Here is a 20,923-nt window from a genome sequence, read left to right on the forward strand (position 1 = left end):
TTCCGACGCGTTCCCCGGATTTCCTGACATTGAGGAATCGAACACCGACATGACCACCACCTGGACCACCCGCCTCGAGACCGACGACGACCGCCGCGTGATCCGAGAGATCAACCTCGCGGCGTTCCCGACCGCGTTGGAGGCCGACCTCGTCGACGCGCTGCGCCAGGACCCGGACGCGTGGCTGCCCTGGGGCTCCTGGATCGCCGAGGGGCCGGACGGCGCCGCCACCGGCTTCGCGCTCCTGACCCGCTGCCACGTCGACGACGTCCCGGCCCTCGCGCTCGGGCCCTGCGCCGTGCCTCCGGAACACCAGGGGACGGGCGCGGGCTCGGCCGCCATCCACGCCGCGCTCGAAGCGGCCCGAAAGGCGGGCGAGAACCTGGTCCTCGTCCTCGGTCACGCCTCGTACTATCCGCGGTTCGGGTTCGTCCCGGCCTCCCGATACGGCATCCGTCCGCCCTTTGAGGTCCCGGACGAGAACATGATGGCGCTGAGCCTCGACCCGGCCCGTCCCGTGCCGTCCGGCACCATCCGCTACGCCGCCGCCTTCGGCGTCTAGCACCGGTTGATGCCTGTGGGCGAGAGATCACCCGCTCGCCCACAGGCGACCGTGCCGGACCCTGAGCCGTGAGGGCTCACCGAAAGTGCTATGCGGTAAGCCCGCAGCCGCACTCCAAGGGCTGAGGGCGCTGACTATCCTGCCCGGATGTCTATGACGAACCAGGGAACGGACGCGGAGTTGGCCGTCGCCGCGGCTTCGGCCGGAGCGGCCGTCGTGCGCGCCAGGTACGGGGCTCCGCTGGAGCGGCTGGAGAAGTCCGCGGGCGACTTCGCCACGGTCGCCGATCTGGAGGCGGAGCAGGCCATCCGGGACATCATCCGGGCGGCGCGGCCGGATGACGCCGTGTTGGGCGAGGAGAACGGACGCACCGGCGCGGACGACGCGTCCCGCACCTGGATGGTCGACCCCCTGTGCGGGACGCTGAACTACGCCGTCCGCAACATGCTGGTCGCGGTCAACGTGGCACTGCGGACAGGGGCGACGACCACCGCGGCGGCGTCGGCGGACCCGTTCAACGACGAGGTCTTCTGGACGGACGGCACCACCGCCCACGTCCGCCACGACGGGACGGACCGACCGCTCGCGCCCTCGGCCGAGTCGTCGCTGGTGGACCTGAACCTCGACCCGCCGTTCCCGAACGCGCCGGGCATCCGGGTCGCCCGCCTGCTGACCGATCCCGAGTTCACCGGCGCCTTCCGGCCGCGCGTCGTCTCCACCACCCTGGCGGTGGCCTGGGTCGCCGCAGGCCGGCGCGCCGCCTACGTCACCGACGGGCACCTGGACGACAGCGTGCACTTCGCCGCCGGGATCGCCCTGTGCCAGGCCGCCGGATGCGTCGTGACCGGCATCCTCGGGCAGCCGCTGCACACCGGCGCGGGCGGACTGATCGTCGCCGCCGACGAGCTGACGCACAAGGCACTGGTGAAGATGATCGCCGACCAGGCGGCCGCGGCCGCCTGACCCGACGGGCGGCCAAGGCGCGTCCGCGCGGTGTTCGGCCGTGGATGGGCTGCTCGGCTATTCATGCACGCATGGCCGACCGGCCGTGGATGAGCTGCCCGGCTATTCACGCACGCGTGGCCGACCGGCCGTGGATGAGCTACTCCGGCCATTCACGGACGCGTGGACGACCGGCCGTGGTCGTGCAGGCCGGTCAGCATCGTGTCCACGAAGTCCCGTCGGTCGGCTTCGTGGTCGCGGAACCACATGCCCAGCTGGTGCTGTGCGTCCGGAAGGTCGAACCGCGTATACCGGGAGCGTGCGGCCAGCGCGTCCTGGACGGATTCGGTCACCGCGGGCGGGATCACCGCGTCGGTGCCCGGCACGGCGAGCACCGCCCGGCCCTCGTACGTCCGCAACACCTGGAGCGCGGGCGCCTCCCGCCAGCTGTCCGGCCGCCGGATGATCCCGCTGAACCGGCCGTTCCCGTTCTCGAACGGCACGTCCCACGCCTCGGCGGCGTACACGGCGGGCGCGCACAGTCCCAGCGTTGCCACCCGATCCCCGTAGTGCCGGACGAGATCGGCCACCGTCTGGCCGCTCATGCTGAAACCCACCAGGGCCAGCGGCCCGTCCGTCCCCGCGTGAGCGTCGATCACCGCGACCGCCTGCTCGAACCGTCGCCGCAGGCTCAGCTCACCGAGCTCTCCGGAGCTCTCGCCGTGCCCGGAGAAGTCGAAGGCGATCCCTCGGCAGCCGCGCGCCACGAACTCCCGCACCAGCGGGAGCAGCCGCTGCCTGCTGCTGGCGCCCGCGCCGTGCAGCACCACGGCGGTGACCCCGGAAGGGTCACCGCCGCACACACCGCTGAGCCGTTCACCGTCATGGTCGTGCGTGAAGTCGATGAGCATGTCCCCATTCACTCACGCCCGCGGCCTTTGTCCTTCGGCTGGCGCCCGGCCCCGGCCGTCACCTGTTCGGGGATGGGACGGGCCGTGGCGACGCCGCTGGGACGGACGCGCTGCCCAGGAGGCGCAGAGCCGCCTCGGACGGGGAGCCGGGCTCGGCCGTGTAGGCGATCAGGTGCTGGCCCGAACTGCCGGGGATGACGAGGTTCTCGAAGCTGAGCTCCATCGCGCCGACCAGTGGGTGACGCAGGTGCTTCACCCCGGACGTGCAGGTGCGCACCGGATGCCGGGCCCAGAGCGACGCGAACTCGTCGCAGTTCATGGTGAGTTGGCCGACGAGCTCGGCCAGGGAGCGGTCGTCGGGGTGGCGGCCCGCGACCAGGCGCAGGGCGGCCACGGCGAGTTCCGCCTGGTCGTCCCAGTTCGCGTACAACGCCCGGTACCGCTCGTCCAGGAAGAGCATGCGGGTCATGTTGGGACGGGTTTCCGGTGTTCCGGGGCCCTCGGGCGACAGGTGCCCGGCGAGCAGCGCGTGGCCCAGCCGGTTCCATGCGAGGACGTCGTTGCGCCGGTCCAGGACGAGGGCCGGGACGTCCGCCATGGCCGCCAGCAGCTGCCGGGCCGAGGCGCTGACCTGCGCCAACGGGGGACGCGTGAGGCGGGACGACGCGGCCCCGGGCGGTCGCGGACGGGCGAGGTCCTTCATGTGGCCGGTCTCGTCGTCCGACAGGCGCAGGGTGCGCGCGATCGACTCGAGCAGGCCGTCGGAGGCGCCGGTCGTGCGGCCCTGCTCGAGCCGGGTGTAGTGCGTGATGCTGACGTTCGCGAGCGCCGCCAGCTCCTCGCGGCGCAGCCCGGCGACACGGCGCCGGGTCGGATGCGGGGTGATGCCGAACTCCTCGGGCCGCACCGCGGCGCGGCGCGACTTGAGGAACTCTCCCAGCTCGGACGACGCGTCCATCCATTCCTCCAGGTCGGCGCGGAAGTGCGGCAGGCACGGCCGCCGACGTCCCATGATGCCCGTCCGTCCCGAGGGCCGGCAGTGGTGAGGGGGGTGCTGCCATGACCACCCTCGCCCCGACCGCTCAAAGCAGGGTTCTGGCTGGGAATCCGGGCGCGGGCGAGCCTTCTCTCCGTGACCGCGGGTGACGCGACCGAGCGCACCGCGCGTCGGGAACCGAGAGGAAGGGACGTCATGTCCACCACTGAAACGGAGGCGGCGGTCGGTACCGCGCCGGGGCCCGGGAGCGCCGTCGGCGCGGCGGCGGCCGTGCTCACGCCCCGGCTCCGGCTGGTGCTGGTGCTGCTGCTCGCGACGCAGTTCATGCTGGCCGTGGACTTCGCCATCCTGAACGTGGCGCTGCCGGTGATCGGCAAGGGCCTGGGCTTCCCGATGGCGCACCTGCAGTGGATCGCCACCTCGTTCGCGCTGTGCGCGGCGGGCTTCACCCTGCTCTTCGGCCGGGTCGCGGACCTGTTCGGACGCCGCCGGATCTTCCTCGGCGGCCTGGTGGTCCTGGGCGCGGCCTCGCTCGTGGGCGGGCTGGCCCGGAACCCGGAGACGCTCATCGCGGCCCGCGTCCTCCAGGGGCTGGCCACCGCCGCCGTGACACCCGCCGGACTGTCGCTGATGACGACCTCGTTCCCGGAGGGCCCGCTGCGGGAGAAGGCGCTCGGCCTGAACGGGGCCTTGATGTCCACCGGCTTCACCACCGGAGCCGTCCTCGGCGGCCTGCTGACCGACCTGCTGTCGTGGCGATGGGCGTTCTTCGTCAACGTGCCCGTCGCCCTGGCCGTCCTGCTCATCGCCCCGAGGGTCATCAAGGAGTCCCGTCCGGACGAGCGCCCGAAGCTGGACGTGCCGGGCGCCGTCAGCGTCACGCTCGGCCTGCTCGCCATCGTCTTCGGGCTCACGCGGGCGGGGGAGAAGGGCTGGGGCTCGGCGGGCGCCCTGACGTCGCTGGCGGCGGGCGTGGTGCTGCTGCTGGTGTTCCACGCCGTCGAACGCAGGGTGCCCGCGCCGCTGGTGCCGCTCGCCGTGCTCGGCAAGCGGTCGGTGGCCTGGGGGAACGTCGCCGGCCTGATCGCGTTCCTCACCGAGACGTCCCTGGTCTTCCCTCTGACCCTCTACCTCCAGAACGTGCTCGGCTTCTCCCCGCTCACCGCCGGCCTGTCCTTCGGCGTCCTCGGCCTGGGGACGGTCCTGGGCGGCACCACGGCCCCGAAGGTCATCGGACGGATCGGCAGCAAGCGGACGCTCATCGTGGGCGGCATCGCGCAGACCGTCTTCACCGCGGCCCTGCTCGGCCTCGGCGACGACCGCTCGTGGATGTGGCTCATGCTGCCCGCCAGCTTCGCCGGCGGCGTCGGCAACATGCTCGTCATCGTCGCCTTCATGGTCACCGCCACCTCGGGACTCGCCGACCGCGAACAGGGCCTGGCCACCGGCCTCGCCACCATGACCCAGCAGGTCGGCATCACGATGGGCACCCCGATCATGAGCGCCGTCGCCACCGCCGCAGGGGCCTCCGCCATCCTCGGCGGCCTGAAGGCCGCGATAGCCGTGAACGCCGCGATCGTCCTCGTCGGCGTCCTGACCAGCGCCCTCTTCCTACGCGGTCCTCGACCGGGCGTCCGCTGACGACAGCGTTCCGCTCGTCCGGTCGGACGGTGGACGACGCCCTCGGAACCGGCGCGACCCGGATCGCGCACCGGCCTTCAAGGGCGTCGTCCGGCGGAAGGTCAGTGGTGGCCCTGGCGGCCGAGGGTCGTCTCGGGGGTCGCGCCCGGGCGGGTCCACTGGGGGACGGGGCGGCTGGTCGGGCCCCAGGTGGGGACCCCGTCGGAGCCCGAGCGCCAGTACCAGCACGGGTGGCTGCCCTTGGGCCAGCCCTCCGGCTTGTCCTCCCAGGCCTCGCCGCGTCCGTACGGCGTCCTGTCGAGCAGGGCGAAGGACCCGTCGACCGGCTCGATGCCGCGTCCCGTCGTCGAGTAGGTGAGGAACGTCCGGTCCCCGTCCCGCAGGTAGGCGGTGAGGTAACCCATGTCGCCGCCGATCGGCTCGTCCAGGTCACGCACCGAGTACCAGGGCTGCGTGTAGCCCATGAACTCGACGAAGGGGGCCACCTCGTCCCACCGGCCCGTGGTCACGATGGCGGTCGAGACCCCGCGGGCGTTGGGGTACGCGGCGTCCCTCATGTGCCACGCCGTGACGGTGCAGCCCTCGCACTGCCCCTGGTGAGGCGCGCCGTCGTGCCACATGTGCTTGTAGACGACGAGCTCGTCCCGGCCCTGGAACAGGTCGAGGAACGGGACCGGGCCGTCGGGCCCGACGACCTCGACCTTCCCGTCGAACTCCACCATCGGCAGCCGCCGCCGGGCCGCGGCGAGCGCGTCCCCCTCACGGGTGTGGGCCTTCTCCCGGACCAGCAGCTCGTCGCGGGCGGCCTGCCAGGCGGCCATGTCGACGACGGGCGGGCGTCCGGGCAGCGCGGTGTTCGTTTCGTCCGTCATGGTTCCTCCGTGGTGTCTCGTACCGAGCCCCGTCCTACGACGGTCACCACTGAGACCCGCCCCCCACCCAAAACTCATCGCGGCGGAGCAAGGACGAACCACGCCGACCGCGCCCCGCCTGATGGGCGTTGATCAGACGGCGTCTGAGTCTTCGTCGGCCAGCTCGTGGGCACGTTCCAGGATGACGACGGGGATTTCTCGGGCGGTCTGCTGCTGGTATCCGCCGTACTCCGGCCTCTGCGACACCATCAGCTCCCAGAGGTGTGGACACTCCTCCGCGGTGGTGGTCCGGGCCCGCGCCGTGAAGGTCTCGCGTCCGACCTGGACGGTGACGAGCGGCTCGGCGAGCAGGTTGAGGTACCAGGCCGGGTGGCGGTCCGCGCCCCGGTTGGACGCCGCCAGGACGTAGCGGTCACCGTCCGGCGCGTAGACGAGCGCGGTGCGCTGCAGCTCGCCGCTCCGGCGCCCGCGGGTCGTCAGGAGCAGGTCGTTCACCCCGGGCCGCGGCGTTCCACCGGTCTCCTCGAAACGCCGGATGTGCTCGGCGATCCACGCGTTGGGACTGTCGTGGACCTCAGCCCCCACGCTCCGACCGCCCGCCGGACACTACCGAGCCCTCCGGTATCCCCACGGATACCAACCACCCGGCACCGGCCTACGAGCAGAACAAGCGCCGTCAGCGCACGCTCCATTCCTCCCCGGACAGGCCATGCCAGGCATCCTCGGCAATCTGCGGAGTCGTCAGGACAGGACGAGTGAGCAGCACATCCTGTCTTTCCCCGGTGTCCGGTGGACGTTTCGGGGGTGTGTTTTCGTGAGGTCATCTTGCGATCACCGGGGGGACTGCTCTTTGTGTCTCTGCAGGTAAATCCGGTGACGGCGATCCGGGGTGCGCCAAGATGGCCGCCGGACGGACTCACGGGGGGATCGCTGATGGACGCACGGACGGCCGCTCTTGACGGAAAGCCGAGGCGCGACGCGGCCCGGAGGCGCCTCTGCGGTCTGACCGCCGTGCTGGTGGTCGCCGCGGGCATGGCCGTCCTTCGCCCGGCGGACGCGGCGGCTCCCAGCGAACTCGCCCTCGGCACGGGCGGCAACGACTCGGGCGTCCTCGGGGACGGCAGCACGACCGAACGCGACGCCCCGGTCAGGACCCGTCTGCCGCGCGGCGTCTCCCTCGTCCAGGAGTCCGGCGGCGACGCCCACACTCTCGGTCTGACCTCGGACGGACGTGTCCTGGCGTGGGGGCGCAACGACGTCGGCCAGCTTGGCGACGCCACGTCCACCCTGCGGACGACGCCCGTGTTCACGCGCATGCCCGAAGGCGTGAGGATCACCCAGGTCGCCGCCGGAGGCGACCACAGCCTCGCGTTGACGTCGGACGGACGCGTCCTGGCGTGGGGGCGCAACACGAGCGGGCAGCTCGGCGACGGATCGTCCACCTCGCGAATCACGCCCGTGTTCGTCCGCCTTCCTCGGGGAGTGACCGTCGCCCACGTCGCGGGCGGGAACTATCACAGCCTCGCGTTGACGTCGGACGGACGTGTCCTGGCCTGGGGCGACAACATGTTCGGGGAACTGGGGGACGGCAGCGGCGTCGGCCACGTGATACCGAGCTTCGTCCCGTTGCCCGCGGGGATCACCGCGTCCGCCATCGACGCGGGCCGGAACTCGCAGAGCTTCGCCGTGACCCCGGACGGTCGCCTTCTGGCGTGGGGACGCAACGACCTCGGCCAGCTCGGCGACGGCACCACCAAGAACCGGACCACCCCCGTGTGGGCGGGCGTGCCGACGGACGAGTCCGTCACCCAGATCGCCGCCGGGGACGACCACACCCTCGGCCTGACCACGGAGGGCCACGTCCTGGTGTGGGGGGCGAACAAGTCCGGCCAGCTGGGGCCGGGACCGGCCGACATCCAGAAGATCCCGATCGAGAACGACATGCCGACCGGCGTCACGTTCACACAGGTCGCCGCGGGCTCGTCCCACAGCCTCGCCCTGACGTCCGATGGGCGCGTCCTGGCCTGGGGAGCGAACCACACCGGACAGATCGGGGACGGCGCGGTCTCCATGCGCTCGTCCCTCACGTTCATGCCGCTGCCCAAGGCGGCGGGACCCGCCACCGGGGTCGCCGCGACCAGCGACTCGTCCCTCGTCCTGGCCAACACGCGAAGCGGCAGCACCACGTCCCTGGCCGCGATCGCCGGCAGGGGCGGACGAACCCGCCTGAAGGCGAAGGTGACCTGCGGCGCCGCCACCACCCTGACCGGACCCGTCACCTTCCTGGAGGGCGCCACGGTCGTCGGGGCCACCGACCTGAACGCCGCCGCCACCGCGACCCTCACCCCGTCCCACCTGGGCAAAGGCCCTCACCGCATCATCGCCCGCTACGAGGGCAACGCCGTTTGCTCGCGATCCGCCTCGCCCGCGCTCACGGTCATTTTGGCGCCTCGGAGGCGCGGCGGGACGAGCTGACGCGTCGACCCTCGCCCGAGCTCGATCGCACCCGCGACTAGCACCGGAAACTACGTTTGGTAGTCACGTGACTGCGAAAAGTAGTGAGGAGGTTGTCGGGCCTGCTTCGCCGGCCCGCCTCACAGATCACAAGGGAGCTCCGCAATGCGTCGACTCGCCGCACTGCTGACCACGACCGCGCTCGCCGGTGCGCTCGCCACCGGCATCGCCGGTCCCGCCGCGCACGCGGCGGCCCCGACGGCGCCGACCGCCCGGTCCGCGCCGTCCAACGGGCGCGTCTGCCCGAAGGCCGAGGCCGCCATGGCCCACCTGCCCGTCCACGCCCCGCGCCACCTCGCCGCGCACCGCGCCTACTTCGAGATGACCGACACCAACGGGCGCAACCGCTTCGTCATCGAGCTCAGGGACAGGGACAAGATCGAGCACGCCCGGCGGCTCGTCAGGGGCGAGACGAGGGAGAGGCCCCACGTCCTCGGCCGGATCATCAAGAGGACCGCCCTCTACAATCCCCGCTGGAACTTCCACCTGGACCCCGACAGCATCGAGTTCTTCGACTCGGCCATCGAGGTCTGCGACGCCAGCATCTCCTACACCGAAGAGCACCTCGACGAGGCCTGCGGCGCCTTCCTGCCCGGCTGCGTGTGGTGCCCCTGGAGCTCCAGGCTCGTCCGCGAGATCCCCTTCTACCGCTTCAATGCCCGCACCCGAACCCACGCCGTGTCCTGACCGTCCAGGGGTGAAGCCGGAACCGTCCCCGCCTTCGGCGCCCGTGCGCTCTCCGGCTGACGTTCATCACGCGAGGACGGTCACGACTGATCTCGGCCGGGCGGAGCGAAAACCCGCCCGGCCTCTCTGTTCCCTCCCGCACCAAGGCGCACTTCTCCGATGTCTCACACCAATCCACTAAACCCTCCGAGAGCGATGATTAGGACACGCTCCAACAGGTAAGGGACGGGTTCTCGGGGAAGCGTTCATATGCCTAAATGGAACGTATGACTCGACCGCCGGAACAACCGCCGCCTGAGGACGGACCGTCCGGAATCGATCCCTACGCAGGGCAGCCGCCGCCCCAGCAGCAGAGTTGGGGCGCCCCGCCGGGGCAAGGTCAAGGCGGGTGGGGGCAGCAGTACGGGGAGGTGTACGGCGGTCCGCCCGGCCAGCCACAGCCACAGCCACAGCCGTACACGTATGGCCAACAAAACCCGTATGGCCAGCAAGCCCCGTACGGTCAGCAGGTGCCGTTCGGCCCCTACGGAGTGCCGCCCGGCGCGGCTCCGGGCAACCCCAACGGGATGGCGATCACCGCATTCATCACCGGTGCCTTCGGACTCTTCTGCCTCCTCGCCTCGCTCGTCCTCGTTTTCGTCGGGCTGTTCGGCATCATCTCCTCGGTTCTGGCGATCGTGTTCGGCCATATCGCGCTCAGCCGCATCAAACGAACCGGCGAGACCGGACGTGGCATGGCCATCGCCGGGCTCGTCACGGGCTACATCGGGGTGAGCCTGTGGATCGTCGCGGTGGTCATCGCCGTGATCGCCTTCGTCGTCCTCAGCAACTGAACTCCACCGGATCCGCCAGGCACGCCCGACGCGACCGAGCGACCACCCTGAGGAGTTCCACTACGCGTCCGCGAGGGCAGATTCGGCCACCCCGACGGCGCCTACCACCAGCTTTGTCGGTGCCGCCGACACGGCGTCCCGGCTATTGGTTCTGCCGGTATGCCGCCCATTGGCCGGTGAGCTTGGCGTGGCGGCTGATCCACCCCTCAGGGCGGGCCTTCCCGGCGCGGCGCCAGTGTGCGGCGAACCCGACGGTGAAGAGGTCGAGGACGTCCGCCGGGGCCTGAGCCCAGGACGGGAACCGGGCGGCCCAGGCGTCGGCGCTCGCGGGTTCGTGTCCGGCTCCGATCAGCCAGGGCATCAGCATCATCAGCTCCAGCCAGGGTGCGCCGCGCGTGACGAACGCCCAGTCCACCACGTAGGCACCACCGTCCTCGGTGATGATCAGGTTGTCCTCGTTCAGGTCGGTGTGCAGCAGCGCGCCACCGCTGAACGCTGTGGGATCGCCGGCGTACTTCTGCCAGCGTCGTTCGGCCGTCGGCATCGGGGCCGCAGGACACGGTGTGTCCTGGACAGCGTGGATGGTCTCCGCCAGGACGTCCAGGTCGGGCGATCCCGGGGTGAAGTCGGCATGGCGGCCCTCCACATGGTCGAAGCCCAGTACGAGCCACCCCTCGGTCTCCGCCTGCCAACGCAACCGGGGGGCGAACTCGCGCACGGCCGGATTGACGGCGGCCTCACGGCGCAGCGACACGACCTCGGGGCCGTCCCGGTCTTCCAGTTTGCGTGCGGCCTTCACGAACACCCGCCCGTTCTCGGTGGTGAGGCTGGACGCGATATCCGCGTGATCGCCCTTGGAGGCCGGAACGATCTCCCGGACCGAGCCGGTCTCGACCTCGATCAGGGCACGCAGATCCTCGGGCAGTTCGGTCCGGTCACTTCGCACGTGAGGCCCTTCCTGGATCACTCGATCAGACGCGGATGGTGTTCGCGTCCGAGGGCAGGAACCCGCGCCAGTCCTCCCCGGACTCCCGGAACCCGCCTTGGTCGTTGCACTCGGGCGGGCAGCAGCTCGACCCGGCTTCTCCCTCCCAGAACTCCGGGTCCACGAAGTAGCCCGTGGCGTGCAGGTGGGGGATGGTCCGTGCCAGCGCCGCTCCCGAGCGGATGTCGTCGTCCATGACCGGATGGTGGTGGATGAACGACCCGGCGAGTGCCAGGCTCATCGGAACGTACACCTCGGTCCGCTGAAGGCTCAGGTGCCATGCCTGATCCACCGGTGGTGTCGGCACGCCCCGGATGTAGTTGCGAGGGTCCTGACGCTCGTCCCGGGCGTCTGGGCAACAAACAGTCAAACCGAAGTCGGCTCCTTAATCTGCGCAGCTGTCATATGCGATGCCAGGCCATGGTTCGGGTCTCGCTGCGGGAGCCCTCGCCGACCGGTTGTGCGGGCCTCTCGGCGTAGGCATCATCAGGCGATGAGTCGTCACTCGGTAAGGGCGCGCACGATCCCACCGCAGCCGCGTTCCGACGAAGGCACGGAGCACGACTTCGCCTGCTCCTACGAAGTCGCCATCGCGACCGGCGACCAGCGGACGTCGGAGCAATGGGCGCGGGAAATCTGGGAAGGCGCAGCGGCCCCGCTGCGATGGTTCATGATCATCGGCTGGCGGTTCGTCCTCGGACTGCGGCTGGGGCCGCTGACCTCGTCGCCGGAACACATCCTGGGATGGCGGATCGTCACGAACGGTGCCGATGAGGTCGTCTGCCGGCTCGGATCGGGATCCCTCGACGCGGACAACGTCTTCCAACGGCTCGACGACACCTTCGTCTGGTCGACGTTCGTCACCTACAAGCGCCGCAGAGCCCGGGTCGTCTGGCCGCCGGTCTCGCTGATCCACCGCCTCCTGGTCCGGATCTCACTCCAGCGCGCCGCTGAGGCCGCATCCCGCCGGTGACCAGGCACCCGGGAAGCCGGTGTCGTCACCGATGGCGACCAGGGGTGGATCCTCCCGACCGCGCCGGATTCGTGGCCACTCCAGGCGCGGCGCGCGATCGTTCGGAGAGGGTCAGCCGTGTTGGGGGGACGGTCGGCAGTTCTGGCCTCTGACCCAGAGGGAGCCGTCGGCTCGTCCTGTATGGCAGAGGAACCTTTGCTGGCGGTCGTCGCGGTAGGTGATGAGGAAGTCGCGGAGTCCGCCCCGTCGACGGGTGTCGCAGTGCTGTCCGAGGATGTTGGGCAGCTGTATGTCCATCTGGTCGCAGATGGTGGCCTCGCCTTTGGGGGCCTGCTCGGCCTGGGCGGGACCGGCGACGGAGACCGCCTGGGCGAGTGCGGCGGCCGCGAGAGCGCCGAACAGGACGGCTGATCGACGTGCCATGAACATCACTCCTTGAGTGTGATCGATGGCTTTAAGTTACTTGCCGAGGTGTGGCGCGGTGCTCTCCGGGGCCCTGGTTGCTGAGGCGGGCGCGGCGCTCCGCCGGGGGAGGGTGGGGAGGCGGGACCTGGGGCGGCGGGGGTTGTGGGGGAGCCGTTACGATCGGGGGCCATTGTTGACGGAGGGAAGGGGGAATTCTCATGTCCGAGAAGTTCGAGGCGGTGTTCGCGCAGTACGACACCGACGGGGACGGTCAGCTCACCGTGGACGAGGTGACCGCGGCGATCGCGGGGATGTTCCCGGCCGCCGAGGTGGCCGACCTGTCCGGGCTGGTCAAGGCGCTGTTCGCCGAGTTCGACACCGACGGGAACGGGTTCCTGTCGGCGGACGAGTTCGTGCCGCTGGCCGAGAACCTTCCGGAGCTCGGCGGCGACGCCTGAACCCGGGACCCGGCCCCGCGGGCCCCGGGCGGACGGTCAGCGGCGGCGGGCGGTCAGCCAGGAGAAGGACTGGGACGCGCCCGCGGGGGTGTGGTGGACCTGGGTGCGGGCGTCCAGGGTCGTGAAGTCGTCGCCGAGTTCGGCGGCGAGCTCGTCGGTGCTGCGGCGGGCCACGGGCAGGCCGGAGCAGTGGGTGGGGCCCTCGGGGCCGAAGCCGCCCAGGACGACCGTGCCGCCGGGGGCGAGCGCGGCGCGCAGGGTGGCCAGGTAGGCGGCGCGGTCGGACGGGTCGGTCAGGAAGTGGAAGACCGCCCGGTCGTGCCAGAGGTCGAAGGTCCGGTCCGGACGCCAGGCCAGCAGGTCGGCGTGGAGCCAGCGGATCGCGTCCGCGCCCGGGGCGTCCTTGACGGCTTCACGGGCGGTCTCGAGGGCCTCGGCGGAGAGGTCCAGCACCGTGACGTGGTCGAACCCGTCCCGGACGAGGTGGGCGGCCAGGGACGAGGCGCCGCCGCCGACGTCGATGGCCGAGCCCCGGACGGACGCCGCGCGGATCAGGTCCAGGGACGGCTGGGGCTCGGCCTGGAACCAGCTGACCTCGTCGGCGGAGCGCGTCTTGTAGACGTCCTGCCAGTGCGACGCGGCGGGGCCGGTGGGGTCCGTGTCGATGATCGCGGACGGGCGGGACTCGGGACGGTCGTTCATGGTGACCTTCTTACCCGGGGTGACGGGCGGACCGTCCACCGGCCTCCCCTCCCGCGGTGGCGCGGAAGGTGGAAAGCCCTGTGACATAAGGGCTTTCGGGGCGTCCGATACCGGCAGAATGGGCCCTTTGTCCCGCCGGTGGCGGCGGGGCCCGAGGCCCTCGTGGAGGAGTGCCGGATGGCGAGCATCACCCAGGTTCTGCGCGACCTGACGCCCGCGGAACGCCAGGAGCGGATCGTCGACGTCCTGGCGGAGGCGTACCGCGACCTGATGCGGAGGAGCCCGGCCGAGTTCCGCCGGCGGTTCCGCCGCATGGCCGCCGACCCGTTCGCCTTCTATCGCGGCAGCGCCCCGCTGTTCTACGCCGACGTCGCGTCCGACGACGACCCGTGGGCGGACGAGCGGACCTCCCGCGTCTGGATCCAGGGCGACCTGCACGCGCAGAACTTCGGCACCTACATGAGCGCCGACGGCCTGTTCGTCTTCGACGTGAACGACTTCGACGAGGCCTACCTCGGGCCGTTCACCTGGGACGTCAAGCGGTTCGTGGCGAGCCTGGCGCTGCTGGCGTGGGGGAAGGCGATCTCCGACGCGTCCATCCGGCGGCTGATCGAGACCTACGTCCGCGCGTACGTGGACCAGGTGCGGCACTTCGCCACGCACGACGGCGACGAGAAGTTCGCGATCACCCTCGACACCGCCACCGGGTACGTGAGGGACGTCCTGATCGACGCGCTCGGCTCGACGCGCGTCGCGCTGCTGGACTCGATGACGCTGGTCGAGCGGCACGAGCGCCGGTTCGCGGACGGTCCCGGCGTCCGGCGGCTGGACGGCGAGGAGCGCGCGAAGGTCGAGAAGGCCTACGCCGCCTACCTGGAGACCATCCCGAAGGACCGCCGCTTCGGCAGCCTCACCTACACCCTGAAGGATGTCGTCGGATCGTCCGGTTTCGGGATCGGCTCGGCCGGGCTGTCGGCGTACACGATCCTGGTCGAGGGGCACACGCAGGCGCTGGAGAACGACGTCATCCTGTCGATGAAGCAGGGCAACATCGCCGCGCCGTCCCGCGTCGTGGACGACCCGCGCATCCGCGACTACTTCCAGCACCACGGCCACCGGACGGCCGTGTCGCGCCGCGCCCTCCAGGCCGCCACCGACCCGTGGCTCGGCCACACCGAGATCGACGGCACCGGTTTCGTCGTCCAGGAGCTCTCCCCGTACGAGGCCGACCTCGACTGGGCCGCCCTCACCGAGCCGGACGAGATGCTGCCCGTCCTGGAGCACCTCGGCCGCGCCACCGCGAAGATCCATTGCGTGTCCGACAGCGACTCCGACCACACCCTGGTCGGCTTCCAGGTCGAGGACGCCGTGACCGCCGCGATCACCGACGAGGACGCCTTCGTCGAGGCCATGGTCGCCTTCGGCACCGGCTACGCCGCGATCGTCCGGGACGACCACCGCCTGTTCGTGGACGCCTTCCGCTCCCGCCAGGGCCCGCTCTCGGTGCTCTGGGAGTCCTGACTCAGCAGGTCACGGGGGCGGGGAGCCGTCCGGCGAAGAACGCCCCGGGCGGCACGCCCAGCAGGCTGCGGAACTCCGCGGACATGTGCGCCTGGTCGTAGTACCCGCTGACCGCCGCCAACTCCGCCAGCCCACCGGCCCCGCGTTCCCCACGCGCGCCGGTGGGCGCCGTGCGCCGCGCATCGTTGCTCGCGCGCCGCGCGCCGATGTCCGTACGCCGCGCGCCGATGTCCGTACGCCGCGCATCGGCGTTCGTGCATGGCCTGTCGGCACTTGTGCATGGCGCGTCGGCGTTCGTGCGTGGCGCACCGGCGGACGCAATGTGCCGCGCCTCGACGCGTGGCGTGCGGCGGTCGCCGCTGGTCACGGCGGTGTGGAGGCGGGCGATACGGGCGAACGCCTTGGGCGGCAGCCCGGCGCCGTCGGTGAACAGGCTGCGGAGGCGGCGCTCGCTCACGGCCAGCCGATGCGCGAGGGCGGGCAGCCGCGCCGGACGCGCGGACGCCAGTTCCCGGGCCGCCGCGTGGACGAGCCGCACGTTGTCGTCCGCGCGGAGCGTCCCGGTCTTCGACCGGAGCGCCGTCTCGAGCCGCACGGCGATCAGGTCCCGATCGCCGTCGAGGTCGGCGAGGCGCTGTTCGAGGCGCGACGCGTCCGCGCCCCAGAACTCGGTGAGCGGGACGACCCGGTCGACCAGCTCGGAGATCGGCACGCCCAGCGCCGACCGCGCCGCGCCCGGACGAAGCCGCGCGCGAACGCAGAGCGGCAGCTCCTTGCCGGTGAAGTACGCGGCGCGCGTGCGCGGCCCGACGACGAGCAGATCGGCGCGTCCGCCGGCCGCGCTCCGGAAGACCAGGGACGTGGCGGTGTCCGGCAGATGCGCGAGCCGGTTCGCGGCCGTGCCGCTCAGGTCCTGAACCGCCTCGATCAGCCTGTCCGCCGCCATGCCTTCACGCTACCGCCGCGCCCGCCCGCCACGACGTGCCGAATTTTCCAAGAGGACCCGGGCGCCCGCTCGCGATGCTGAGGTTCATGATCCTCGTAACGGGTGCGACCGGAACCGTCGGTCGAGAACTGGTCAGAATCCTCGCGGCGCGCGGCGAGCAGGTCCGCGCGATCACCCGCGACCCCGCGAAGGCGGAGAGTCTTTCGGACGGCGTGGAGGTCGTCCGCGCCGACTTCACCGACCCCGCGTCCCTCCTGGACGCGGCGAAGGGCGCCGACGCCGTCTTCATGCTCAGTGCGCCGGGCCCCTGGATCCCTCAACACGACGAGGCGATCCTCGCCGCCGCGCGGTCGGCGGGCGTGTCCAGGGCGGTGAAACTCTCCGCGATCGGCACGGGCGACAAGCAGCACGGCACGGACTGGCACCTGCCGGGGGAAAAGGCGCTGAAGTCCAGCGGCCTCGCCTGGACGGTCCTGCGGCCGTCGAGCTTCGCGTCCAACGCGCTGAGCTGGGCGAACGCGATCAGCGCGGGCCACCCCGTCCCGAATCCGACGGGCGACGGCGCCCAGGGCGTCATCGACCCGGCGGACATCGCCGAAGTTTCCGCGGCCGCCCTCACCACGTCCGACCACGACGCCGCGACGTACACGCTGACCGGCCCTGAGCTGCTCAGTACCCCGAGCATGGCGGAGATCCTGGGCCGCGTCATCGGCCGGAAAATCGAACTCGTCTCCCTCACCCCGGACGACTACCGCGAAGCTCTCACCGCCGCCGGGCTCGACGCCGACTTCGTCACGACGGCCGCCGAGGGCGCGCGCATGGTCGCGTCCGGCGGCAACGCCGTCGTGACCGGCGACGTCGAACGCGCCCTGGGCCGCCCCGCCCGCACCTTCGCCGACTGGGCCACCGCGAACCGCGCCGCCTTCACCGCCTGACCGCCGCCGCGGCCTCCTCTCCGACCGTCGCCGCGCGGGTCCGAAGACCTGCCGCCGCCCGCGCGCCACCCGGCGCGCGGTGGTCCGCGGCCCCGTGGGAGGGCCTGGGACGCACCCGCCGGCGTGCCCCGGCGCCGCGTGCCCGTGCCCGCCGTCCTCCTGCGTGGCCGCATGCCGGCAAGCGAGGGAAACTGCCATGAGGACGACCATCCTGGGATATCCGCGCATCGGCGCGAACCGGGAGCTGAAGTTCGCCACCGAGAAATACTGGGCCGGACGCGCCGACGCCGCCGACGCGCCGAGTTCGCCGCCCAGGCTGCCCACCAGAAGGAAGGGGCGCCCGAGCCGACCCCGGGCCGGAACGTCGTGAGCACTGGCCGATGGAAGTACGCGGGATCAGGCACTCCGCCCCCGAACGTGTCCCCAGCCGCCAAGTAGCTGATCATCGGTGTCGGGATGAGGAGGGGCGGCTGGGGATGTTCCACCCGCAGGTGAGGTGGTTGCGGCCTGCGGGTACCGGATTACATCTCGGCTGCGCCAGCGAACGCCTCGAGTTCGCTGGGGATGTCTGGGCCGGCCGGGACGTACACGATCTCGGTCACTCCGGCGGCGCCTGCCTCGTCGAACCGGGCGGCGATGGAGGCGGCGTCACCCGTCCAGCCGGACTCCAGGATCGCTGGGCCGGCGGCGGTCACGACGCCGTGGTCGCGTTCGGTCAGCTGGGAGAGATGCCCCTGGTGGGCAGCGAGGTGCCGTTGGTCCTCGGGGCGTTCGGCTTCGATCGCGCTACGCCATTCCTTGCCGCCGGGCAGCGCATCGACCGCGTCACCGGCGTTCTGCCACACGGCGTGAACGATGCTGGCGTAACCGGGGCCGGCTGCCTCGATGACCCGCGGGCTGGCGTGATCCTCACCCGCCCTGATGACGGTGCCGAACCTGAGCAGCGCGCACTGTGCCCATCCTCGATCACTTTCGGCCGGGATGCTGGTCATGACGACGCCGGGCGCGTCGAGCTCTCGCGCCGTTGTCAACCCTTTCGGTCCGGCGGCTGCCACCCATAGCGGCACGTTGATCGGACGCGAGGGCCCAAAGCCGGGCAGCTGCATCATCTGGCACGGCCGGCCGTCGATCTCAACGACTTCGCCATCGAGAAGCGCCCGCACCTGCCGGACATAGCGGGCGGTATCGGCCCATGGGATGGGCTTGTGCCCCAGAGCGTGCCGCGACGTGTAGCCGGTCCCGACGGCGACGGTGAGCCGATCGGGCGCCAGTTCATGGATGGAGCCGATGGCTGATGCGGTCACCATCGGGTGACGCAGGCTCGGGACGGCTACCCCGGTGGCGAGCCCGATCCGGTCGGTCCCGGACGCGATGCGAGCCAGCGCCACCCACATGTCGCCGTGAAGCGCTGGTGAGTCGAACAGCCAGACGCGCTGGTAACCGAGCCGCTCGGCGAGTTTGGCCTTGTCGAGCACATCGGCGGTCGGCGCAAGCGCGCAGGAGTAGCTGGGGCGAGCCGTCATGAGGTGCTCGCGGTGGCGGGCTCCCACAGGGCGATCGTTGCGCCTTTCGGGTCCTGGATGACGATCACGGAGCCGGCGGGGAAGTCCACGCGCGGCCGCACGATGGTGGCACCGAGTTCCGTCGCTCGCTTCGCCGCATCCTCCAGGCCGGTCACCGGCGCGTAAGGGATCCACTGCGGCTGGCGGGTGTCGCCTTCGGCGAGCTGCGTGAAGCCGCCCCACGGGCCGTCGCCGTCAACGAACATCGGGACGGTCGCGGGTCCGGCGGGCACGTCGGCGACGGTCCAGCCGAACAGCTCGGTGTAGAAGCGTCGTGAGAGCTCAAGGTCAGCGGTTCGAAGGTCCATGAAGACGAACGGTGGGGTCATGATTGCCTTCTCTTCGTCGAGGTGGTTGCCTGCGCACCCGAGATTAGGACGCGCGTCCCGAACATTAGGACGGATGTCCCGACAGTGCAACCGAACAGGTACGCTCCTCCCTATGGGGTCATCGTCGGAGAGCCGGGCAAGGCAGTGGTCGCCGAATCAGCGTGCCAAGCAGGAGCAGATCATCGAGGCGGCGAAGGAGATCCTCGCCCGTGAGGGCCTGGCCGCGTGCACGGCGCGCGCGGTGGCCGATGCCAGCCCGCTGACCAAGAGTGCGATCCACTACTACTTCGATGACATGGACGAGATCATCGACGGCGCGATGGCACGTCACATGAGCGGGTGTCTGGATCGCATCGCCGACGCGGCGAACCAGCACGAGTGTCCTCTCGATCGCTTCTGGGCCGCCGTCGAGACGTACCTGGAGATCTTCACAGAGCGGCCGAACGCAGCACTGCTGTGGTTCAGCTACTGGGTGGACGTAGGACAAAAGTCCCGTCTAGAGCCGATCGATCGGATGCACCAAGCGATGATCGGTGTCCTGCAGGACCTGCTGGCCGCGATCCCTGTCGACGACCCACCTGCACGAGCCCACGCGTTGTTCTCCTACCTGCTTGGCACCCTCATGCAGCAGGCCGTACGTCCATTGCCCTTCGCGAAGTTGAGGCTGGAGATCGCCACCGTGTGCCACCTGGACTCCACCCTCTCCTAGTACAGCGATACGCCTACCAGTTGAAGGACCTGTACGGAGTGCCAGATCCGGAGTAGCCGTACAGCAGACGAGTACAGCAACAACAGCTCACGGATCCCCACCGGAGCTTCTAGTGGCACATGCCAAGAGGGCGTGGTCCCATGATCGCCGATAGTTCGGGACGAAGGGGTTCATCCGGTCAGGGACTGGCCGCTGATGTGGACCGCACGGCGATCCGGGCCATTGTGATCAGCCCCTCCGCAGCGCGACGGCCGCAGCGGGCTTCGGAAGGCTGTGGACGGCCCCGCCCGTGCCGCACCGCGCAAGCTGAGCCAGGCCCCCGCGCAGAACATCCCGCACGTCGTCGCCGAGACCGTCAGGCCAGGTGATTCGGCTCAGGTGTAGGAGTCGCCGAAGTCGCCCATGGCCTTGCGGAACTCCGGTGAGCGGATCCGGTCGGCCACGTCCAGCAGATCTTGCACCGCGGATGCTTCGATCCAGATCCGGCGTCCGTCCAGGCGGCCCCCGAGTCCGAGTAGAGCGACCCACAGCGAGACGCCCATGTATCCCTCGACGCGGTGAGGGTGGGCGTTGAGGACCCAGCCCGCCGTCACGGGGGATTCGGTCATCGCGTCATGTGCGCGCCGCACGTGGGCTTCCCCGTCTTCGCAGGCGTCAGGTTCCAGCATCCAGCCCAGGTCCGGGCCCGAGGCGCTCCGCCGGGATGTCCTCTTGGTGTACGGCCACCTCATACCGGACCCCTGATCAGAGCTATCGCAGCACACATCGGCCTCACCTTCCGTCCTCCCTGATGCCGTGGGTCTCGTCCTCGGGTGTGGGAATCGGGCCCATGCGGTGGATGGCCTCTCTGACGATCTCCAGGTACTCGGTGTGCGCGAGTGCGGTGATGATCCGGATGCGCGCGGGGAAGTAGCCGAACGCCGCCAAGCGGCCGGTGAACGCCGTCTTGACTTCCTCCCACGCCGCGTCCAGCGCGAGCAGGACCGAGAGCGTTTCCGCGCCCTCCAGGACGTCTGCCGCGTCAGTGCTCGCGAGCACGGAGATCAGTTCGCGCATGCGGGGCGATGACCGTCCGTCCGCCCACGCGACATCCCACACGCGACCCCACGCACCGACGACCACGGGCACCAGGACGGCGGGGTCCGCGAAACGAGTCGTGCGGTTCTTGTACGAGCCCTTCGCGCTCACCGCACGCCGCCCGTGTTCAGCGTCCAGGCGATGAGGCGGAGCACGTCGTGCAGGTCGTCCACGGGACCGAGCCACTCCCGTCCGGTGTTTCGCGTCGTCCACGCGTAGCACCACGCGCCGTGCTCGTAGTCGACACAGACCTTGATGGGCAGGACGCCGACGACCGACAGCACGACGGCGTCAAGCTCGCGGGCCGCACGCATCCCATAGCGCGGGGCCGTGTTCTCCAGGGCATCGAGCGCCTGCGCCCG

26 protein-coding genes are annotated in these 20,923 nt (G+C 70.8%); 12 read left to right on the forward strand and 14 right to left on the reverse strand.

The features are described from left to right. The first annotated feature begins 49 nt into the window (after positions 1 to 49). Together AB0L06_RS32565 and AB0L06_RS32570 are read left to right on the forward strand one after the other, a co-directional pair. Positions 50 to 562 carry a GNAT family N-acetyltransferase gene (locus tag AB0L06_RS32565; protein WP_500234972.1) on the forward strand — a complete coding sequence of 171 codons (513 nt, stop codon included), beginning with the start codon at positions 50 to 52 and terminating at the stop codon, positions 560 to 562. Between the two features lie 147 nt (positions 563 to 709). After that, positions 710 to 1,525 (forward strand): inositol monophosphatase family protein, encoded by an 816-nt coding sequence (locus AB0L06_RS32570; protein ID WP_500234973.1) that lies wholly within the window; start codon positions 710 to 712, stop codon positions 1,523 to 1,525. A 152-nt stretch (positions 1,526 to 1,677) separates the two neighbouring features. Here AB0L06_RS32570 and AB0L06_RS32575 read toward each other — a convergent pair whose 3' ends face one another. Further along, a complete protein-coding gene (locus AB0L06_RS32575; protein ID WP_500234974.1) occupies positions 1,678 to 2,415 on the reverse strand; it encodes an alpha/beta hydrolase in 738 nt (245 codons plus the stop codon). Positions 2,416 to 2,473: 58 nt separating this feature from the next. Further along, positions 2,474 to 3,427, reverse strand: coding sequence for a helix-turn-helix transcriptional regulator (locus tag AB0L06_RS32580; protein ID WP_500234975.1), 954 nt, complete (start codon positions 3,425 to 3,427; stop codon positions 2,474 to 2,476). Positions 3,428 to 3,607: 180 nt separating this feature from the next. On the opposite strand from AB0L06_RS32580, the gene AB0L06_RS32585 reads away from it, so the two are divergent. Then, positions 3,608 to 5,053, forward strand: coding sequence for an MFS transporter (locus tag AB0L06_RS32585; protein WP_500234976.1), 1,446 nt, complete (start codon positions 3,608 to 3,610; stop codon positions 5,051 to 5,053). 101 nt (positions 5,054 to 5,154) lie between these two features. Here the strand turns inward: AB0L06_RS32585 and AB0L06_RS32590 are convergent, their stop codons facing one another. Next, positions 5,155 to 5,925: a DUF899 family protein gene (locus tag AB0L06_RS32590; protein ID WP_500234977.1), complete on the reverse strand. Its 771-nt coding sequence runs from the start codon at positions 5,923 to 5,925 to the stop codon at positions 5,155 to 5,157. 132 nt (positions 5,926 to 6,057) lie between these two features. Continuing rightward, positions 6,058 to 6,510 carry a nitroreductase family deazaflavin-dependent oxidoreductase gene (locus tag AB0L06_RS32595; protein WP_500234978.1) on the reverse strand — a complete coding sequence of 151 codons (453 nt, stop codon included), beginning with the start codon at positions 6,508 to 6,510 and terminating at the stop codon, positions 6,058 to 6,060. 348 nt (positions 6,511 to 6,858) lie between these two features. Between AB0L06_RS32595 and AB0L06_RS32600 the strand changes: the two genes are divergently transcribed. The 3 genes from AB0L06_RS32600 to AB0L06_RS32610 all read left to right on the forward strand — a co-directional run bounded on the left by AB0L06_RS32600 (position 6,859) and on the right by AB0L06_RS32610 (position 9,959). Then, on the forward strand, positions 6,859 to 8,400 hold the full coding sequence (locus tag AB0L06_RS32600; RefSeq protein WP_500234979.1) for an RCC1 domain-containing protein: 1,542 nt from the start codon (positions 6,859 to 6,861) through the stop codon (positions 8,398 to 8,400). Positions 8,401 to 8,544: 144 nt separating this feature from the next. Continuing rightward, positions 8,545 to 9,126, forward strand: a complete 582-nt coding sequence (locus AB0L06_RS32605) for a BP74-related protein (RefSeq protein WP_500234980.1) — start codon at positions 8,545 to 8,547, stop codon at positions 9,124 to 9,126. Between the two features lie 410 nt (positions 9,127 to 9,536). After that, positions 9,537 to 9,959 (forward strand): DUF4190 domain-containing protein, encoded by a 423-nt coding sequence (locus AB0L06_RS32610; RefSeq protein ID WP_500234981.1) that lies wholly within the window; start codon positions 9,537 to 9,539, stop codon positions 9,957 to 9,959. A 142-nt stretch (positions 9,960 to 10,101) separates the two neighbouring features. Here the strand turns inward: AB0L06_RS32610 and AB0L06_RS32615 are convergent, their stop codons facing one another. Beyond that, entirely contained in the window at positions 10,102 to 10,905 is an 804-nt protein-coding gene (locus AB0L06_RS32615) for a phosphotransferase (protein ID WP_500234982.1), read from the reverse strand. 25 nt (positions 10,906 to 10,930) lie between these two features. Then, positions 10,931 to 11,185: a hypothetical protein gene (locus AB0L06_RS32620; RefSeq protein WP_500234983.1), complete on the reverse strand. Its 255-nt coding sequence runs from the start codon at positions 11,183 to 11,185 to the stop codon at positions 10,931 to 10,933. 252 nt (positions 11,186 to 11,437) lie between these two features. On the opposite strand from AB0L06_RS32620, the gene AB0L06_RS32625 reads away from it, so the two are divergent. After that, positions 11,438 to 11,917 (forward strand): hypothetical protein, encoded by a 480-nt coding sequence (locus tag AB0L06_RS32625; RefSeq protein WP_500234984.1) that lies wholly within the window; start codon positions 11,438 to 11,440, stop codon positions 11,915 to 11,917. 111 nt (positions 11,918 to 12,028) lie between these two features. Here the strand turns inward: AB0L06_RS32625 and AB0L06_RS32630 are convergent, their stop codons facing one another. Then, entirely contained in the window at positions 12,029 to 12,340 is a 312-nt protein-coding gene (locus AB0L06_RS32630; RefSeq protein WP_500234985.1) for a hypothetical protein, read from the reverse strand. 200 nt (positions 12,341 to 12,540) lie between these two features. Between AB0L06_RS32630 and AB0L06_RS32635 the strand changes: the two genes are divergently transcribed. After that, positions 12,541 to 12,780, forward strand: a complete 240-nt coding sequence (locus AB0L06_RS32635; protein ID WP_500234986.1) for an EF-hand domain-containing protein — start codon at positions 12,541 to 12,543, stop codon at positions 12,778 to 12,780. A 36-nt stretch (positions 12,781 to 12,816) separates the two neighbouring features. On the opposite strand, the gene AB0L06_RS32640 is transcribed toward AB0L06_RS32635, so the two are convergent. After that, entirely contained in the window at positions 12,817 to 13,521 is a 705-nt protein-coding gene (locus AB0L06_RS32640; protein ID WP_500234987.1) for a class I SAM-dependent methyltransferase, read from the reverse strand. Between the two features lie 138 nt (positions 13,522 to 13,659). On the opposite strand from AB0L06_RS32640, the gene AB0L06_RS32645 reads away from it, so the two are divergent. Beyond that, positions 13,660 to 15,003: a DUF2252 domain-containing protein gene (locus AB0L06_RS32645; RefSeq protein WP_500234988.1), complete on the forward strand. Its 1,344-nt coding sequence runs from the start codon at positions 13,660 to 13,662 to the stop codon at positions 15,001 to 15,003. A 1-nt stretch (position 15,004) separates the two neighbouring features. On the opposite strand, the gene AB0L06_RS32650 is transcribed toward AB0L06_RS32645, so the two are convergent. After that, positions 15,005 to 15,949 (reverse strand): hypothetical protein, encoded by a 945-nt coding sequence (locus tag AB0L06_RS32650; protein WP_500234989.1) that lies wholly within the window; start codon positions 15,947 to 15,949, stop codon positions 15,005 to 15,007. 86 nt (positions 15,950 to 16,035) lie between these two features. On the opposite strand from AB0L06_RS32650, the gene AB0L06_RS32655 reads away from it, so the two are divergent. Then, a complete protein-coding gene (locus AB0L06_RS32655) occupies positions 16,036 to 16,884 on the forward strand; it encodes an SDR family oxidoreductase (protein WP_500234990.1) in 849 nt (282 codons plus the stop codon). A gap of 196 nt (positions 16,885 to 17,080) precedes the next feature. After that, entirely contained in the window at positions 17,081 to 17,254 is a 174-nt protein-coding gene (locus tag AB0L06_RS32660; RefSeq protein WP_500234991.1) for a hypothetical protein, read from the forward strand. Between the two features lie 151 nt (positions 17,255 to 17,405). On the opposite strand, the gene AB0L06_RS32665 is transcribed toward AB0L06_RS32660, so the two are convergent. Next, the gene (locus tag AB0L06_RS32665) at positions 17,406 to 18,407 is read right to left on the reverse strand and encodes an LLM class flavin-dependent oxidoreductase (RefSeq protein ID WP_500234992.1); all 1,002 of its coding nucleotides are present in this window, start codon (positions 18,405 to 18,407) and stop codon (positions 17,406 to 17,408) included. Next, a complete protein-coding gene (locus AB0L06_RS32670; RefSeq protein ID WP_500234993.1) occupies positions 18,404 to 18,775 on the reverse strand; it encodes a VOC family protein in 372 nt (123 codons plus the stop codon). The genes AB0L06_RS32665 and AB0L06_RS32670 overlap by 4 nt, the downstream gene beginning before the upstream one ends. Before the next feature lie 112 nt (positions 18,776 to 18,887). On the opposite strand from AB0L06_RS32670, the gene AB0L06_RS32675 reads away from it, so the two are divergent. Continuing rightward, positions 18,888 to 19,484, forward strand: a complete 597-nt coding sequence (locus AB0L06_RS32675) for a TetR/AcrR family transcriptional regulator (RefSeq protein ID WP_500234994.1) — start codon at positions 18,888 to 18,890, stop codon at positions 19,482 to 19,484. Between the two features lie 374 nt (positions 19,485 to 19,858). Here the strand turns inward: AB0L06_RS32675 and AB0L06_RS32680 are convergent, their stop codons facing one another. From AB0L06_RS32680 to AB0L06_RS32690, 3 genes are all read right to left on the reverse strand, one after another. Then, complete coding sequence (locus AB0L06_RS32680; RefSeq protein WP_500234995.1) at positions 19,859 to 20,092, reverse strand: hypothetical protein; 234 nt, start codon at positions 20,090 to 20,092, stop codon at positions 19,859 to 19,861. 163 nt (positions 20,093 to 20,255) lie between these two features. Further along, on the reverse strand, positions 20,256 to 20,540 hold the full coding sequence (locus AB0L06_RS32685; RefSeq protein ID WP_500234996.1) for a hypothetical protein: 285 nt from the start codon (positions 20,538 to 20,540) through the stop codon (positions 20,256 to 20,258). A 128-nt stretch (positions 20,541 to 20,668) separates the two neighbouring features. Further along, positions 20,669 to 20,875: a hypothetical protein gene (locus AB0L06_RS32690; RefSeq protein WP_500234997.1), complete on the reverse strand. Its 207-nt coding sequence runs from the start codon at positions 20,873 to 20,875 to the stop codon at positions 20,669 to 20,671. Between the last annotated feature and the right edge of the window lie 48 nt (positions 20,876 to 20,923).

It is taken from the genome of Spirillospora sp. NPDC052269, assembly GCF_040679435.1.
GTDB lineage: Bacteria > Actinomycetota > Actinomycetes > Streptosporangiales > Streptosporangiaceae > Spirillospora.